General features: G+C 46.2%; 17 protein-coding genes. 2 read left to right on the forward strand and 15 right to left on the reverse strand.

Annotated features, from left to right (window positions below):
* Window positions 1–100 precede the first annotated feature (100 nt).
* The 12 genes from EL173_RS12245 to EL173_RS12325 form a co-directional block, all read right to left on the reverse strand.
* Window positions 101–361 (reverse strand): hypothetical protein, encoded by a 261-nt coding sequence (locus tag EL173_RS12245; RefSeq protein ID WP_014571574.1) that lies wholly within the window; start codon window positions 359–361, stop codon window positions 101–103.
* 1,467 nt (window positions 362–1,828) lie between these two features.
* Entirely contained in the window at window positions 1,829–2,128 is a 300-nt protein-coding gene (locus EL173_RS12265) for a bacteriocin immunity family protein (RefSeq protein ID WP_005692238.1), read from the reverse strand.
* A gap of 178 nt (window positions 2,129–2,306) precedes the next feature.
* Window positions 2,307–2,465, reverse strand: a complete 159-nt coding sequence (locus EL173_RS12270) for a class IIb bacteriocin, lactobin A/cerein 7B family (RefSeq protein WP_005692236.1) — start codon at window positions 2,463–2,465, stop codon at window positions 2,307–2,309.
* Window positions 2,466–2,933: 468 nt separating this feature from the next.
* Window positions 2,934–3,119, reverse strand: a complete 186-nt coding sequence (locus EL173_RS12280; RefSeq protein ID WP_005686851.1) for a bacteriocin — start codon at window positions 3,117–3,119, stop codon at window positions 2,934–2,936.
* Between the two features lie 59 nt (window positions 3,120–3,178).
* Window positions 3,179–3,364 carry a hypothetical protein gene (locus EL173_RS12285; RefSeq protein WP_005686849.1) on the reverse strand — a complete coding sequence of 62 codons (186 nt, stop codon included), beginning with the start codon at window positions 3,362–3,364 and terminating at the stop codon, window positions 3,179–3,181.
* Window positions 3,365–3,749: 385 nt separating this feature from the next.
* Entirely contained in the window at window positions 3,750–3,935 is a 186-nt protein-coding gene (locus tag EL173_RS12290) for a hypothetical protein (protein ID WP_005692232.1), read from the reverse strand.
* A 49-nt stretch (window positions 3,936–3,984) separates the two neighbouring features.
* On the reverse strand, window positions 3,985–4,791 hold the full coding sequence (locus EL173_RS12295; protein WP_005692230.1) for a CPBP family intramembrane glutamic endopeptidase: 807 nt from the start codon (window positions 4,789–4,791) through the stop codon (window positions 3,985–3,987).
* A 320-nt stretch (window positions 4,792–5,111) separates the two neighbouring features.
* A complete protein-coding gene (locus tag EL173_RS12305) occupies window positions 5,112–5,552 on the reverse strand; it encodes an RrF2 family transcriptional regulator (protein ID WP_005692227.1) in 441 nt (146 codons plus the stop codon).
* Between the two features lie 54 nt (window positions 5,553–5,606).
* Window positions 5,607–7,034, reverse strand: a complete 1,428-nt coding sequence (locus EL173_RS12310; protein ID WP_005692225.1) for an MFS transporter — start codon at window positions 7,032–7,034, stop codon at window positions 5,607–5,609.
* A 172-nt stretch (window positions 7,035–7,206) separates the two neighbouring features.
* Window positions 7,207–7,539 carry a hypothetical protein gene (locus EL173_RS12315; RefSeq protein ID WP_005692222.1) on the reverse strand — a complete coding sequence of 111 codons (333 nt, stop codon included), beginning with the start codon at window positions 7,537–7,539 and terminating at the stop codon, window positions 7,207–7,209.
* A gap of 290 nt (window positions 7,540–7,829) precedes the next feature.
* Window positions 7,830–8,171, reverse strand: a complete 342-nt coding sequence (locus EL173_RS12320) for a bacteriocin immunity family protein (RefSeq protein WP_014571576.1) — start codon at window positions 8,169–8,171, stop codon at window positions 7,830–7,832.
* 170 nt (window positions 8,172–8,341) lie between these two features.
* Complete coding sequence (locus tag EL173_RS12325; RefSeq protein ID WP_005692218.1) at window positions 8,342–9,295, reverse strand: aldo/keto reductase; 954 nt, start codon at window positions 9,293–9,295, stop codon at window positions 8,342–8,344.
* Between the two features lie 459 nt (window positions 9,296–9,754).
* On the opposite strand from EL173_RS12325, the gene EL173_RS12335 reads away from it, so the two are divergent.
* Window positions 9,755–10,489, forward strand: a complete 735-nt coding sequence (locus EL173_RS12335) for an SDR family oxidoreductase (RefSeq protein WP_005692216.1) — start codon at window positions 9,755–9,757, stop codon at window positions 10,487–10,489.
* 29 nt (window positions 10,490–10,518) lie between these two features.
* Complete coding sequence (locus tag EL173_RS12340) at window positions 10,519–11,664, forward strand: NADH-dependent flavin oxidoreductase (RefSeq protein ID WP_005692214.1); 1,146 nt, start codon at window positions 10,519–10,521, stop codon at window positions 11,662–11,664.
* Between the two features lie 24 nt (window positions 11,665–11,688).
* On the opposite strand, the gene EL173_RS12345 is transcribed toward EL173_RS12340, so the two are convergent.
* The 3 genes from EL173_RS12345 to EL173_RS12355 all read right to left on the reverse strand — a co-directional run bounded on the left by EL173_RS12345 (window position 11,689) and on the right by EL173_RS12355 (window position 14,354).
* Window positions 11,689–12,006 carry an SHOCT domain-containing protein gene (locus EL173_RS12345; protein WP_005692212.1) on the reverse strand — a complete coding sequence of 106 codons (318 nt, stop codon included), beginning with the start codon at window positions 12,004–12,006 and terminating at the stop codon, window positions 11,689–11,691.
* 49 nt (window positions 12,007–12,055) lie between these two features.
* Window positions 12,056–13,435: a class II fumarate hydratase gene (locus EL173_RS12350; protein WP_014571578.1), complete on the reverse strand. Its 1,380-nt coding sequence runs from the start codon at window positions 13,433–13,435 to the stop codon at window positions 12,056–12,058.
* Window positions 13,436–13,610: 175 nt separating this feature from the next.
* The gene (locus EL173_RS12355) at window positions 13,611–14,354 is read right to left on the reverse strand and encodes a hypothetical protein (protein WP_014571579.1); all 744 of its coding nucleotides are present in this window, start codon (window positions 14,352–14,354) and stop codon (window positions 13,611–13,613) included.
* Window positions 14,355–14,623 lie beyond the last annotated feature (269 nt).

Consider the following 14,623-nt stretch of genomic DNA (forward strand, 5'->3'; position numbering starts at 1 on the left):
TCATCCTAGATTTCTGTTAATCAACACAGCTGAACGCACAAATAACGCATCCTCAATATCAAGGATGCGTTATTTGGTTGGTTTATACAGGTTGGAAATACTATTCCTCCTGAAAGGTTTTATGCCAATCAATTAAAATTACTGCACTAACGATGAGCAGTATAAGGACTGCTGAAGGCCAATCAGTGTGATTTGTGACAAAGAAAAGCCCTAAAAGAGCCAACCATATGACAGTTCTGATACCAAATACTAAACTTCCATCATCTAAAATCGCGGAAATCATTCTTTTAACAAATTTGCGATCTTTGAAAACAAACAAAGTTGCCAAAAAGATAAGCCATGTTGCGTAATAAAGATTCACAGTGCTACCCTTCATCAGCTCTACTTCAACCAACGTGCTATCGACTGACCCGTTTGATAACCAGCGTCATAAATCCCCTTTAAAATTCCCGGTGAAAAGTACCAAAACGCCATTATTAAAACCCCAATGGCAACAAGCAACGACACTTTCTGTTGGAATGATAATCTTGCAAATTGATCGATTACGCTCACCTCGTTTACGAGCAGACTTATTTTTACTTCTTTCAGTAATCCATTAGTAACCTGTTCTTTATGTTCTCCCGCCTTCTAAGAAAAAGGCAATATACTAATGGCCAACTGCGTCAATTGGGAATATTTCTCCCAAAAAGATGTTCGCGGATGAAGCCGATGTCTTAAGAGGTCTATCATCTGCCAGCCGATCGCAGTTACAAATACGAATGTGAAGAAAAATGCCAGAATCAAAAGTATAGAATATATCACAACTGTCATAAGCAAAGCTCCTTGAGTCTTCCTTTAAATTTACATTGAAGCGGCAAATTAGCGAGCACAGGTTCGGAGATACTATACGTTCTGCTAAGGTCATCATACAAGTAAGAAGTCACAAAAATGAAGCCATTTTACCTATTTAATATTGTTTCCGAAAGGCCTTTTACTGTCAGGAAGAAAAAACAATCGTGGGTTTTGAAAGCTCATCTTATTTAGCATCAGTTCTGCCATACTCACGCGCAAGATCTCCTGATTTGTATTTTTGTTTCAATACAAATCAGGAGACTTTTGCGTTTTTTGGCTGATCGAACATAGTGTAACAAGATTCTGACACTAAAAACAGTTCCCAAATATCAGTAGTGTCACCTAAAATCTCATTTGCCGTCATGAACAGCCGATATTGCATTATTATAGCCTGGCAGATGGCTGTGTCACAATAGTTGCTGTCTCCTTGAGATGACAGGCTTCCCACTGACAATAACACTGCCACCTTACCAATACTTTGAAATCAAACAAAGAAAATTTGTTATTTAGAGCGTTTACGGTCTTTAACCTTTGAAGATGTGACACTTAATTTAGAGAAAAGAATCAAAACAATGAAGATTGAAAGCATCTCTATGAACGCCCGGACGATGAAAAAATCAAAACCCAAGCAATCGACAATCAGCTTGTTTAAGACATCACTGAGCGAAAACCCGCCGAAACAGATACAAACGATAATCCAGAAAGAAGCTTCATTAAGCTATGTGCGCATAGTTTTAAGAATCGTCATCGTACCTTCGCTTTGCTCATCACTAAATCATTTATCGACCGATCAGTTTTGGCTCTGTCTTTTTAAGTTAGACCGTTATATTCGAAACTAGTTTGCCTACGTCGCCGTTATAAAATGGACAACCTTTTAGGCATCATCCATTGACAACAGGCCCATACCAACCAGCATCGCAATCGGAGTTTGATCTGCACCAAATGAATCAGTGAGCCTAACCATAATCAAGCGCACTCACCGTTTTAGGAGTGGCCTCTAGTACCCATATCTGATATTCGCCAGCGAAGAAAGCTGCTCGAATTTGTCAGATTGTTGCTTGGTTAACAAGATATTGTTTTGCAACAGGGCATTAGAGATTTCTAGATTCATGCGGCTTAAAATAAATGGAACCGCTGCTTGCTTGTAAATTAAGGCCTCTCTATTGTTCCTTAGCACTGTCCGTAAGCGATCACTATGGGAAGAACTGTCATCGAAGTCGCGAAGCAGTTCATCGATAAGCTGTATCGCTTGTTCAGCCCGTTCATTCCCACCAGAAAACCATTTCAATTTCTTCATCTTTCACTCCAAAAAAGTTGCGCTAGTGCACCTTCACTTGTAACACGTTTGGCGCCGTGCATTGCCAGATCTGCCGTAGCAATGACAGAAAGAACATGCTCGCCCACAGATAAAAGGCTTGTTCTGGGCAGAGATACTTTTACAACGGCGACAACGCTTAAGAATTAACGCACCGTTATTACGATCGTTCCCATCCTTGCTTGACTCCCGCCACCAGCTCATCAGCATGGCTCCACGCATCTGTTGCCAGGAATCCAAGAATAGCAGCGACAGGGATTGCGAGCGGTCCGATACCGCCGGAAATCTTACTCAATTCAGCTTCATTCAACTTAGTCATTAAAATTACCTCCTTGTATTTGTAAGAAACTACTCGCCAGTTGATCCAAAAGTCTTTGTTATGGATATTGTGGCGATAAAATGCTCATCTACCGCACAACTTTTTGCAAATACAACCATGGAGTCATCAGCGGCATGCCTGGATTAAAGTCACTTGACCTTCACCATCGAAATTCTGCTACTTGGTTTGTACGGCAGCATTACAGCGTACAGCTTAGGCATTGAACGGAACACTCAAAGTTTAAGCGTAGGTAATAAACCAGATGGCATTCAAAATATAAGCACGTTTAAAGGCTATCTGATGCTCACTGTCGAGATATTTATCATTCCAAACGCGATAGTGACCATCTTTTTTACAGCACGTATATACCAAAACACCTAATAGATATACCAAGATAAACGTAGCTAACATTAAAAGATTTATCTTATTCATACGTTTGCCCGTTCGAGTGCCTATTCATCCCGGATACTAATTGCCGTTAAGTTTGTCAACAATCTCTTTGGCAGGACCAATGGCTGGCGCAAACATGGCGCCTTCAGCCCAAGAACGCGCGGTTGAACCAATGGCCTTCCCGATAAAGGTCCACAGATTACCATTATCGCCACCAGAAATACTTGCCAAATCAGCCGTGTTTAAAGTTTTTAAATGATCCATGTTCTTCCTCCTTTTTCCTTTATGAGCCTTTCAATCTATCTATCAGCCTAAATTATCACTTAAGTCGCCACCTTAATTGGATGAACAATCGGCAGTTTATACTTAAATGCCGATTCGTAAGCTGGCGGATGGCGTTCGTTTGGTGGATCCACACTGCAATTGGATAAAGGAACATTCCCACCGCTCGTCAATTCAAGCATTTTTCCCGAGATTTCCTTCAAAGCTAGTCCTGTTCGCATGGTCATCCCATTTTCCTCCTTTCCCTTTGTTAGAAGGACTTCCCTTCTTCCCCATCAATATAAAGTAGACAGCCAGGTTTGTGGGAATGAATTTTTTAACGTCGATTTTTGCAAGAAAATCGTCGTAAAAAACCTAATTTTGACGTTTATCGTTAAAAACCCGGCGATTATTTGATATTGCCGCCTTCTCTTCAAAACTCAAGCAACTGCAACTGTATTTACTTTTACCCATGTCTTTTTCGCCACTGTGAGCATCCAGTCTTAAGCCAACTTAGAAAGGCGATTAGGCTCGCGGCCAGCATGTGCATCCATTCGCCGGGGAAATGATGACAAACTGCACACATATAACCGACAATAAATGTTAATAAGCAGCGCCAAAATCTTTTTTGATTCACGCGCTCTTCTGCTTTTCCTCCCGCTCGCTTAACAGCATTAACAACGTCATCAAAATCAACATTGGCGTCACAAAACTCCCATGATTGGTCCACCCAATTGCCGATGTGACCGTATAAATGGCAAAAATAATGGTAGCGATTATCAACCCATAATCGACTAGTTTAGTCAGTCGCGTAGACATCGTTTTTCTCCTTAAACTCGTTCTATCATAATTGATACATACAGCCAGTTTACGAATGCGACAATCGTGCCAGAAACTTTTCATTGTTTTGGCCACGGCGAAAAAGTCGCAGTGCAATCGCCAGGTAAATCCCGGCAATAAGGAATGCGTGAACAATCGTCATCGTTATAGCGTTGGGATCACTAGGCGCTTCTTTCGGATACGGTCCACTAACCAAAGTGATAACAAAATCAATCAAAAAGTGGATCAATATTGGCATAAGCAACGATCCGTAACGAATATAAAGTGCTGCAAAAATAGCCCCCATGCCAAATGCCTGGATCACTTGGGCAATTGTTATCACAAGCCCTTGAGCAGGCAAATTACTCAGGTGAGCCAATGAAAAAACAAGACTGCTTAACCCTATGCAAAATAAGAGTTGGTATTTGGCATGGCGATGATGGGCAACATAAAACGCCCGAATCAACCCGCCAAGCATGACGCCACGAAACAAATACTCTTCGGGAACAGCGGCAATAGTACCAATCACAGCTGCTTGCAAGACGTCAATCGGTGTTCGATTTGTAACCGTGAACCAAGCGATAAGTATAAAGAGCAGTCCCCAAATGATAACTGGCTTCAATCGTGGTCGACTAAGTGTCACTTTTAAGACGATAACTTGTTTCAGTAACAGCCAATTAAGTGCGATCATCACCAGTAAAATGATGGCTTTAAATAAGATATTCCCAGCCCAGAAGTCCAATTTCAGCGTGTAAACTGCTGGAATTAAAAGCAGCTGGCTGATTAGCACAACCAAAAGCAAGATATATAAAACGCAAAATCCTGGCGACAATAGCAAATGACGTTTTCTTTCCATTTATCCACCTTCACTCGCACGTTTCAATGCAACGCAGCTTCGATATCGCTACCCACAATATACCGAGGCTGCGCATGTTACGGATCATTAACTTTTAAACGTCGGGTTTTCGCCGATAATCGTTGTATTTTGAAACTTGACAACGCGTTAATCGTCCCCATTTCCGAAAAGGTTTGCCAATGGAGGCGCACTTGCTGACTATTTACTGACTGCCCCACAGTTGCACGATCCTGAAAATGCCGTAAGCAAAATCGCCTCATCCAATACCAACGCGCCAACGTTAGTCTTGAATGAGGCGATGAAAAGTTAGATTTCGATTTTTACGCTTCTGCGGCTTCAGCCAAATCAGCAATGCTCGTCTGCTTTAGCACTTGCACCATAGCATCTTCGGCTCGGTTTAGAACGTTGGTGCTTGCTGTTAACCAACTCGTGACGCGCTCGCCGTTGACAAACGCGGCCGGATCGATTTCCTGATGAAGCTTAAATAACGGCGCCGTCCCTTCAATTGCCGTTAAGATCTCATAAACTGTAATCGTTTGTGGCGTTTTGGCTAATCGCAAACCGCCATTGAGACCGGTTTTCGACGTTAAAATACCACTTTTTTTAAGTGTGGACGAAATTTTTTTAATGCTAGGAACCGGAATGTTTAGCATTTCGGAAATCTTTTGAATCGATAAATAGTCTTCATGTTGTGCTTGGGACTTTGCGTTGACGTAGGCCGTGATTTCAAGTGCTTGCGAAAATGCGACTGAAAAAGCCATCGAATATACCTCCCATTAAACGATTGTGTATATTCTATTATACCAATGATACCGTTACTTGGCGGCTTTTTCTGCCGGAATAATGAGCGTGACGACAAGTATCAGGCCAACAATGGTCATGCCGACGCCAATCAACATTGCCTGTCCGAATACATCCGCAATCTTAGTTAAGCTGCTAGTTGACGCCGCAAAGATTGCCAGTCCTAAAGCGCCGCCAAATTGTCGGGCGGTGTTGTAGACGCCTGATGCAGCTCCCGAAATTTCCGGCCGAATTCTAGCCAAACCTGAAGTAGCGAGTGTGGCAAATGCCAGCGCGAATCCTACCGCAAATCCGAGTGTCCCAAGTAACAAAAACCAGTAATTGGCAAACCGTGATGCCACTGCCAGTTCAGCCAATGAAAGTAGCACCGTGACAAATCCGAAGATCATGACCTTTGAATTACGCCACCGATCAACGAAGGTCCGGGCCTTGACTGCCACAATGAAGAGTAAGATGGCCATTGGCACCATGCCTAATGCAGTCATAAATGGCGTTAATCCTAAGACGCCTTGCATAAACTGAGGTGTGTAGAACCAAAAGCCGATTGCAGCGGCACTAAACAACAGAGAACTGACATAAGAAGCCATCCGTTCCCTATCCGTAAAGATTTCCAGTGGCATTGTCGGGTGGGCAACGCGACCTTGACTAGCAATGAATGCAACCCAAAGAACTGCTGAAATCAGCAACGTGGGGATTGGCCATGGACTGCCATCTAACCCATATGAGATTGAAGTCATCGCTAATACTGACAAGATCGTACCAATCCAGTCAATCTTTCCGGTTTGGCGTTTTGCACTAGGTAAATATCTTGCCGCAATACCAACCATGATTAATGCGATCGGACCATTCATGTAGAAACCGACCCGCCATGACGCAAACGTTGCAAAGAAGCCGCCAATGACTAAACCAACCGCTGCACCGGCTCCAATGACGGAAGCATAGTAGCCGATTGCCCGCTGTCGTGCTTTTCCTTGAAAGGTGTCTGTTAACAAAGCCAAACAGTTCGGTGCAAGAATGGCCGCGCCCACGCCTTGAACAGCGCGAAAGCTAATCATGACAAGCGCATTGGTAGCTGCCCCGACTGCCAGACTGCCAACTCCGAAAATAGCTAAACTCGCAATGAATAATGGTTTGCGTCCGTAAATATCGCCTAATTTACCGCCTACTAGCATCAGCCCAGCATAAGTTAGCGCATAGGCCACCTGCACCCAAGACAACGCGCCAGCATTCAAATGCAATTGTGCCGCCATTTTAACGGTACCCGTGTAAACAATCGATGTGTCAAGCACACCTAGAAAAGCCCCAATCAGTGCCAGCCCTAAAATAATGATTTGAGTCGCTGACATGCGCTGCGATTGGGTGATTGCCGCATCTGTTTCCTCAATGACGGTGTCGTCAGCCAGGCCATCATTGATTAATTCCTTGTCTTCTTCTTTGCTCATATGAGATGCCCCTTTCTATGGTTCACTTAGTATATTCCGTTTATACTAATATGGCAAATCTTTTTTAAGCAAAAAAACCACGTGTTCCTTAATTCTATGGAAACACGCGGCTACAAGCGAATTCTTTTCGGGCCGGTTACTGGAATCAGACCATGGCTTGGGCAACAACTGTCTAAATAATAAAGTGCGGCCCGCCTACCTGACTCAATTCGCCATGAATGTCATTTTCCATAAAGTCTTTTACCGCCTGCCACCACTGATTGGCCTCCGCTGAAAGTTTCATTCCTTGCAAGCCGATTAATCGCGTAAACCGTGCGTATAGTCGCGACAAGGCGTAATCTGCGGCTCGATTCTTGAGCACATTAGGCCGCTTTAAAATATCTAAGGCCTCATCTACAACTTCCTGTGCTTCTGTCTCCATCAGGCCACCACTAGCCGCTTGTTTCAGACTCAGGTTTAATCCGGTCAAAATAAACAGAATCTGATTTCGTTGCACCATATTCATGAGTGATCCTCCATGTCTGGTCGATAAGTGTTTGCATTAAGATAGCGTTTTCTTGAATTGCTAACTGCAATATACCAAATTTATCAAGCTTCAGGTCAAACTTTCGATAAACGTAGCCTTTTCGCCGATTAACGTTATTGCGGACATGAATCGCCCGGTCCAAAGCGCATAGAAAAAGCCGTGGCGCATTAACCACGACTAATCGGAAGCGCGTATTTCAGCATAGTCGTAAAAAGGCCGAAATGACACAGTTCATCAGCATCGAACAAGCTCATATCCCATGCGGCTAATTAATGCCCGCCACCCCAGACAATCGGAATAGCAATCAGCCCAGCAGCCAGCGCCTGATCGCGATAACGCTTGGCATTGACTTGATCTGCTGGCACATCCGCCTTGATCGCATTGAAAACGGCGATCATCTCGGCTGGAATCGTGTGATGAATGAGATAATACTTGGAAATATCATGCGATAGCTGGGTCACGACTGCGACATAAGCTGTTTTGTCCTCTGCATCTTCCAGTTGTTTCGCGTTGGATTCGATTATTTGCTTTAATTTGGCATCAGCTTTCACGGCCGGACTGCTATAGGCTTTACTCAACATTTCGAATAACGCTTGTTTCTTGTCTGACATGACAGTGCCTCCTAAAACGATAGACCCTGCTACCATTGTACAGTTGCATCAAGGAATTTTTCCAGAGTATGCACCTGAACGAGTCAAAAATCAAGCGCCATCTATTGCCACCTGAATTAGGAACGCAACCAAAAAGGGCGCCTACAGGAAGTGCCCCTCTGTCTTGACCATTACGGCAAATCGTTGCCAGCCGCGAAGTAAATGTCATACCATTCCTGCCGCGTCAAGGTAATATCGGCACCTTCTGCACTTTCTTTGATGTGTTCAGGATTCATTGAACCGAGAATAACCTGAACGCCCACCGGATGCCGCAGTAACCACGCAACAGCGATCGCATTTTTATTCGTGTGATAATGATCGGCAACTTTTTGCAGCTCGTCATTTAATGCTTTGAACTTGGGACTGTCAATGAAGGTACCTTCAAACATCCCGTACTGGAACGGCGACCATGCCTGCAGGGTCATATGTTTGCGTTGCAGATATGGCAGCAAGCTCCCATCATGATCAACAGACCGGTCATCGGCCATGTTGGTATGCATGCCCGCATCAACCATGCCAGTGTGGGCCACGGAGAACTGAACTTGATCAATCAAAAGTTGTTGATGCAGGTTCTCTTGCAACAGCGCAATTTGTTCAGGATTGAAGTTAGAAACCCCAAAATGCCGCACCTTACCGCTTTGCTGCAATTCATCAAAAGCAGCCGCCACATCATCAACTTCCATCAATGGATCCGGACGATGCAGTAAAACCGAATCCAGATAGTCGATTTGCAAGCGCTGCAGAATGCTATCAACCGCTGACAATAGGTGTTCTTTGGAAAAGTCATACCGTTTGCCGAAAACCAAGCTGCCGTGTGAACGTTTTGGATCTACCACAATCCCGATTTTAGACTGAATATACAACTGGTCACGGTTAACTTTAGCTTGCTTCAAAGCCTCGCCAAAAACCTCTTCCGACTTACCTTTACCATAAATATCCGCCGAATCGATGAAATCAATCCCATCGTCATAGGCGCTATCCAAAACCGAAGCCGCTTTTTCCGGAGACAAAACATTCATCCGCATAATTCCCAATGCAACACTGGAAGCTTTCCAATTAGAACCACCTAATTGCACTTGTTTCATGACAGCAAAACTCCTTTCTTAGTGAGCGTGAGCCAGCGCGCTTAGGGGCCGGAGTGTAAGCGGCCTTGGGCGTGATGGCCGGGCTTTGGCCATTGCGACCAAGGTCCTTACACGCAGGCCCCTGCGCTGGCGAACGCGTTATAGCGTGAGCGCGAGCCGGCGCGCTTAGAAGTCGGAGTGTAAGTGGCCTCAGGCGTGATGGCCGGGCTTTGGCCATTGCGACTAAGGTCCTAACACGCAGACTTCTGCGCCGGGGAGCGCGTTATGGTGAGTGTGCGCCGGCCACAACCCCCAGCGCCCACACTCCAATGCCACCTCAATTCTATCCCCTAAAGCCCACTTAAGGTCAAGATAATATGAGAATTTCAATAAAACGACTTGTCAGCTGCTTTTGAGCGCGTTAATTTAAAGGTGATAACACTTATTTTTAATTAGCAGAAACTATCAGGAGGGTTCAAAATGACTGTTAAAGATAAAGTCGTCGTGATTACCGGCGCATCAAGCGGTATTGGCGCTGCAACCACGCAGGTATTGGCGCAAGCCGGTGCAAAGTTAGTGATTGGCGCGCGGCGTGAGGATCGCCTTGCCAAGTTGGCGGAACCTTTTGGAAACGATCAGATTCGTTACCAAGCAACCGACGTCACGAATCAAGACCAAGTCAAATCCCTAGTCGACTTAGCCATTAAGACATTTGGACACGTTGACGTTTTGTTCAATAATGCCGGTCTTATGCCGCTTTCAGAAATGGCTGAGTTGAAAGTTAATGAGTGGGAACGGATGGTTGATGTGAATATCAAGGGCGTCCTTTATGGTATCGCCGCCGTTTTACCGCATATGATTGAACGGCACAGTGGCCAAATCATTACGACTGATTCTGTGGCCGGTCATATCGTGCATCCCGGAACTGCTGTCTATTCCGGCACTAAATGGGCAATTCAGGCAATTATGGACGGTTTGCGTCAGGAACAGGCAGCCAACCACATTAAAACAACCATGATTTCCCCGGGCGCTGTGAATACTGAGTTGTTCAGTACCATCAGTGATCCGAAGCGCCGCGCAGCAGTAGAAGCCGATGAGAAAAATAACGGACTCACCGCTACCGATGTCGCCAACGCGGTTTTGTACGCCATTGATCAACCAGACAATGTAGCGGTTAACGAAGTGCTGTTGCGTCCGGTCACTCAGCAGCGTTAAACGCGTTGAATCTTTTCAAAGGAGTTTATATGTCTGATTATACTTTTCTAAAACCTTTTACATTCAAAAATCAGCCCATCACCCTGAAGAACCGCATTGTCATTCCGCCGATGACGACTCGGCTTTCTTTTGAAGATGGTACGGTCACGCAAGACGAAATTGAATATTATCAAAAGCGCGCTGGAGGCGTTGGCCTTTTCATTACCGGAACCGCCAATGTTAATCCGCTTGGGAAGGGGTTTGAAGGCGAGTTAAGTGTGGCCGATGATCGGTTCATTCCCGGCCTAAGTCGTCTGGCAACTGCGATGAAAACAGGCGGCTCTAAAGCGGTTTTGCAGATTTTTAGTGCTGGTCGTATGAGCAATAGCAAGATTTTGCGCGGGCAGCAACCCGTCAGTGCCAGTGCGGTTGCCGCGCCTCGTTCTGGTTATGAAACGCCGCGAGCCCTCACAACTGAAGAAATTAAAGCAACCATTCACGATTTCGGTCAGGCAGTGCGCCGGGCAATCGAAGCCGGTTTTGACGGCGTGGAGCTGCACGGCGCTAACACCTATCTGATTCAGCAATTCTACTCCCCGCATTCTAACCGGCGAACCGACGAATGGGGCGGCACACGAGACAAGCGGATGCGTTTCCCCTTAGCCGTGGTGCATGAAGCGGAAAAAGTCATTGCCGAAACTGCCGATCGCCCCTTCCTGTTGGGCTACCGTATTTCACCGGAAGAGTTAGAACAGCCCGGCATCACTTTAGACGACACATTAGCGCTCATTGATGCTTTAAAAGCCACCAAAATCGACTACCTGCACGTCTCCCAGTCTGACGTATGGCGGACATCATTGCGTGATCCGGATAATCCTGCCATCATCAATGACGTTATTCGCGATCATGTCGCCGGCGCCTTGCCGATCATTGTGGTTGGCGGCATTAAGACCCCTGAAGAGGCCGAAAAAGCCGCGGCAGCATTTGATCTGGTTGCTATCGGCCATGAAATGATTCGCGAGCCACATTGGGTGCAAAAAATTCTTGCCCACGACGAAAAGGCGATCCGCTATCAGATCGCCCCTGAAGACCTTGACGAGTTGGGAATTGCGCCAACTTTCCTCGATTTTATCGAAAGTATTTCCGGCGGTGCTAAAGGCGTTCCGTTAACTACCGCAACCAATGACGAACATTAAACCCTTAAGTTATTGGCCACCGTTTTAAAATTTAAGTTCTTCATGTGAGTCGAGCCGTAACAGCTCGGCTTTTTTGTGATTGTAATCTTCCTGCGTGATGGCTCCGGTATCTAACAGATCTTTGTATGCTTTTAGCCTGGCAATAGTCGCCTGCTCCGCTGCTTGGGCTTGAGCCGTTTTGGCTGCCTGGGCTGCAATGGCTTGTTGGCGCCGATAGTAGTACAAATAAGCCGCACCGCCAAGGACAAGGACTGCGACAAAGATATACCAATATTGTACCAACATGGCAATGATAAAGATGATGATCAAAAACCCGAAGAATCCCATTTTTTGATTTTTCATGTCGCTCGCTCCAATCGTGACTTTCGCTATTGACCAGTGGTGTCTGGCTTTAAATTCCAGTCATTTTAGCCGGGTCAACCCAAGCATCAAACTCCGCCTCAGTCACGTAACCGGTTTGAATTGCCGCATCCTTGAGATCCGTTCCCGTGCGTTCAGCTAGCTGAGCGATGGCAGCACTTTTTTCATAGCCGATATGCGGCGTAAGGGCAGTCACCGTCATTAAGGAATGCGCAACGAGTGCCTGCATGCGCGGGGCATTGACGGTCAAATCTGCCACCAGTTTTTGCGTGAAGCTGGTAATCGTCTGTGTCAGTAACGTCGTCGATTCAAGAAACGTACTGATGATCACTGGTTTATAGACATTCAGCTCAAAGTTACCTTGGGAGGCGGCAACGGTGATGGTGGTATCATTGCCCATCACCCGTACAGTTGCCATGGTAAGTGCCTCTGCTTGCGTTGGGTTCACCTTCCCAGGCATGATCGAGCTTCCCGGTTCATTGGCTGGAATCCGCAATTCACCGTAACCTGCTCGTGGACCACTTGCCAGAAACCGAATATCATTGGCAATTTTCAACAGATCGGCGGCTAATGTCTTAATACCCCCGTGAACATTGCTGATTTCAGAATGGGCTGCCAATGCCGCAAATTTATTTGTTTGGGCGGTCAGTGGCAAGTGATAGACATCACTCAAACGCCCGGCCACAATCCGCCCAAAGTTTGGCGCTGCGTTTAATCCGGTACCAACCGCCGTACCGCCAATGGCCAAGCGAAAAAGTGCCGGTTGCAATTGTTCAATCGCCGTTCGATCGTGCGCTAACATCGCAATCCAACCGCTGACTTCCTGGCCAAAAGTTAACGGTGTGGCATCCTGCAAATGTGTCCGCCCAATTTTAACGGTATGGTCATATTGCTTGGCTTTCGTTTGCAATGCCGCGATCAAGCCATCAACAGCAGCCAGCAAGTGATTGACAGCAATCGCGGCCGTAATGTTCATCGCGGTCGGAAATGTATCGTTTGAACTTTGACTATGGTTAACATCGTCATTAGGTAAAATGGGTAAGTCAGGATTGAGTTTGGCTGCCTGATGACTGACAACCTCATTCACATTCATGTTTGTTTGGGTGCCGGATCCTGTTTGGTAAACATGCAGCGGAAAATCAGCTTGTAATTTTTCATCAGGCAAAGCCAATAACGTGTCTACAGCCCGCGTGATCAGTTGGCCTTTGGGAGCAGGCAAAATATCAGCTGCCACATTCGCCCGCGCCGCCGCTTTTTTGATTTGCAGCAGCGCTTTGATGAGCGGCAACGGCATAAGCGGTCCGGCTTGAAAATTATGACGGCTGCGTTCAGTCTGCGGTCCCCATAAAGCCGTTTCCGGAATTTCAACCGGTCCCAAAGTATCTGATTCAATCCGTGTATTCGTCGTCATCGCTACCTCCATCTTAATCACATGTGCTGCGATTGCTTGTTAATGATAGTCCTATTTTACACGATCGCACTGCCAAGCAAACCAAAAGCATAAAAAAACAGCCTTAGCACCTAATGATCGCTAAGGCCGATACCCCAAACGCTACACCTTGTCGATGCAGTCTTGAGATCAAAGTTCAGTAAAGCATTGCCGCAACCAGCCGTGCCGCTTCTTTTTGAAATTGAAGCGATGAAGATGATAAAGCCGCTAAATATTGGTGAATCGGATCGGCTTGCGGGGTGGGTAGGCCAGCGTGCAGCCAGCCGCTAATCAATGCCGGATCAATTGACCAAGCCTGAACGTTAACCAGTCGCTGACGGGTGTCTGGTACCGTTGTTTTCATCCTTGCTTCGGCTTTGGTCAACCGGTGATAAGTTGCTGGCGAAACAGCATACATCAAGGGTTGTTCACTGCCAAAAGTATCAGTTTGCAGCATAACTGCCCCTTCCGTATTCAATGGAAAGTTTTTATGGGCAAGACTGCTGCGCTTTAATAGCTCGCTAAAGGATTTAACATCATAGGTTCGACTCACTTGAACCGGGGAGGCCATCATCCCGTTGAACTGTTTAAAAATCTGCCATGGCGTCTGCGTTAATTGATAGGACTTATCCCCTGGTTGCGCACAATCCAAGGCGCCATTCAGTTCAAGCTCCCGCCGTGCTTTTTTCAATTTACCCCGATGCTCTACCCCTGCAATTTGTCCATAGCGCTCAAAAAATGGTCGACCACCACGAAATATTTTCCGCTTCTTGGTGTTACTCTCAGAATCCAGCCGATCCGCATACATGAGTCCGATCAGCAAATCAGTCGCATGCTGCGATAATCCGGTCGCTGTTTCAGTTGGTACAGCTTGAGTCATAACCTCACTTAAATGTGCCATCTCATCCCCACTTTCATCGCTGATGACCGTCACGCGTTTGCTGGAGCAGAAGTCTGCGTGTAAGGACCTTAAGCGCAATGGCCAAAGCCCAGCCATCACGCTTAAGGCCGCTTATGTTCTGGCTTATGCCCATAACGCACTCCCCGGCGCAGAAGTCTGCGTGTAAGGACCTTAAGCGCAATGGCCAAGTGCGGGCCATCACGCTTAAGGCCACTTATGTTCTGGCTTATGCCCATAACGCGCTCCCCGGCGCAGGGATCTGCGTGTAA

It is taken from the genome of Lacticaseibacillus rhamnosus, assembly GCF_900636965.1.
In the GTDB taxonomy this organism is placed as follows: Bacteria; Bacillota; Bacilli; order Lactobacillales; family Lactobacillaceae; genus Lacticaseibacillus; species Lacticaseibacillus rhamnosus.

Bases quoted from the DNA above. Each gene is read 5' to 3' on its own strand.
- EL173_RS12265 (WP_005692238.1), bottom strand. From the start codon at position 2,128: ATGAAGAAATTGAAATGGTTTTCTGGTGGGAATGAACGGGCTGAACAA.
- EL173_RS12285 (WP_005686849.1), bottom strand. From the start codon at position 3,364: ATGACCATGCGAACAGGACTAGCTTTGAAGGAAATCTCGGGAAAAATG.
- EL173_RS12325 (WP_005692218.1), bottom strand. From the start codon at position 9,295: ATGAAACAAGTGCAATTAGGTGGTTCTAATTGGAAAGCTTCCAGTGTT.
- EL173_RS12320 (WP_014571576.1), bottom strand. From the start codon at position 8,171: ATGTCAGACAAGAAACAAGCGTTATTCGAAATGTTGAGTAAAGCCTAT.
- EL173_RS12345 (WP_005692212.1), bottom strand. From the start codon at position 12,006: ATGAAAAATCAAAAAATGGGATTCTTCGGGTTTTTGATCATCATCTTT.
- EL173_RS12340 (WP_005692214.1), top strand. From the start codon at position 10,519: ATGTCTGATTATACTTTTCTAAAACCTTTTACATTCAAAAATCAGCCC.
- EL173_RS12310 (WP_005692225.1), bottom strand. From the start codon at position 7,034: ATGAGCAAAGAAGAAGACAAGGAATTAATCAATGATGGCCTGGCTGAC.
- EL173_RS12305 (WP_005692227.1), bottom strand. From the start codon at position 5,552: ATGGCTTTTTCAGTCGCATTTTCGCAAGCACTTGAAATCACGGCCTAC.
- EL173_RS12280 (WP_005686851.1), bottom strand. From the start codon at position 3,119: ATGGATCATTTAAAAACTTTAAACACGGCTGATTTGGCAAGTATTTCT.
- EL173_RS12335 (WP_005692216.1), top strand. From the start codon at position 9,755: ATGACTGTTAAAGATAAAGTCGTCGTGATTACCGGCGCATCAAGCGGT.
- EL173_RS12350 (WP_014571578.1), bottom strand. From the start codon at position 13,435: ATGACGACGAATACACGGATTGAATCAGATACTTTGGGACCGGTTGAA.
- EL173_RS12290 (WP_005692232.1), bottom strand. From the start codon at position 3,935: ATGTCTACGCGACTGACTAAACTAGTCGATTATGGGTTGATAATCGCT.
- EL173_RS12295 (WP_005692230.1), bottom strand. From the start codon at position 4,791: ATGGAAAGAAAACGTCATTTGCTATTGTCGCCAGGATTTTGCGTTTTA.
- EL173_RS12355 (WP_014571579.1), bottom strand. From the start codon at position 14,354: ATGGCACATTTAAGTGAGGTTATGACTCAAGCTGTACCAACTGAAACA.
- EL173_RS12315 (WP_005692222.1), bottom strand. From the start codon at position 7,539: ATGAATATGGTGCAACGAAATCAGATTCTGTTTATTTTGACCGGATTA.
- EL173_RS12270 (WP_005692236.1), bottom strand. From the start codon at position 2,465: ATGACTAAGTTGAATGAAGCTGAATTGAGTAAGATTTCCGGCGGTATC.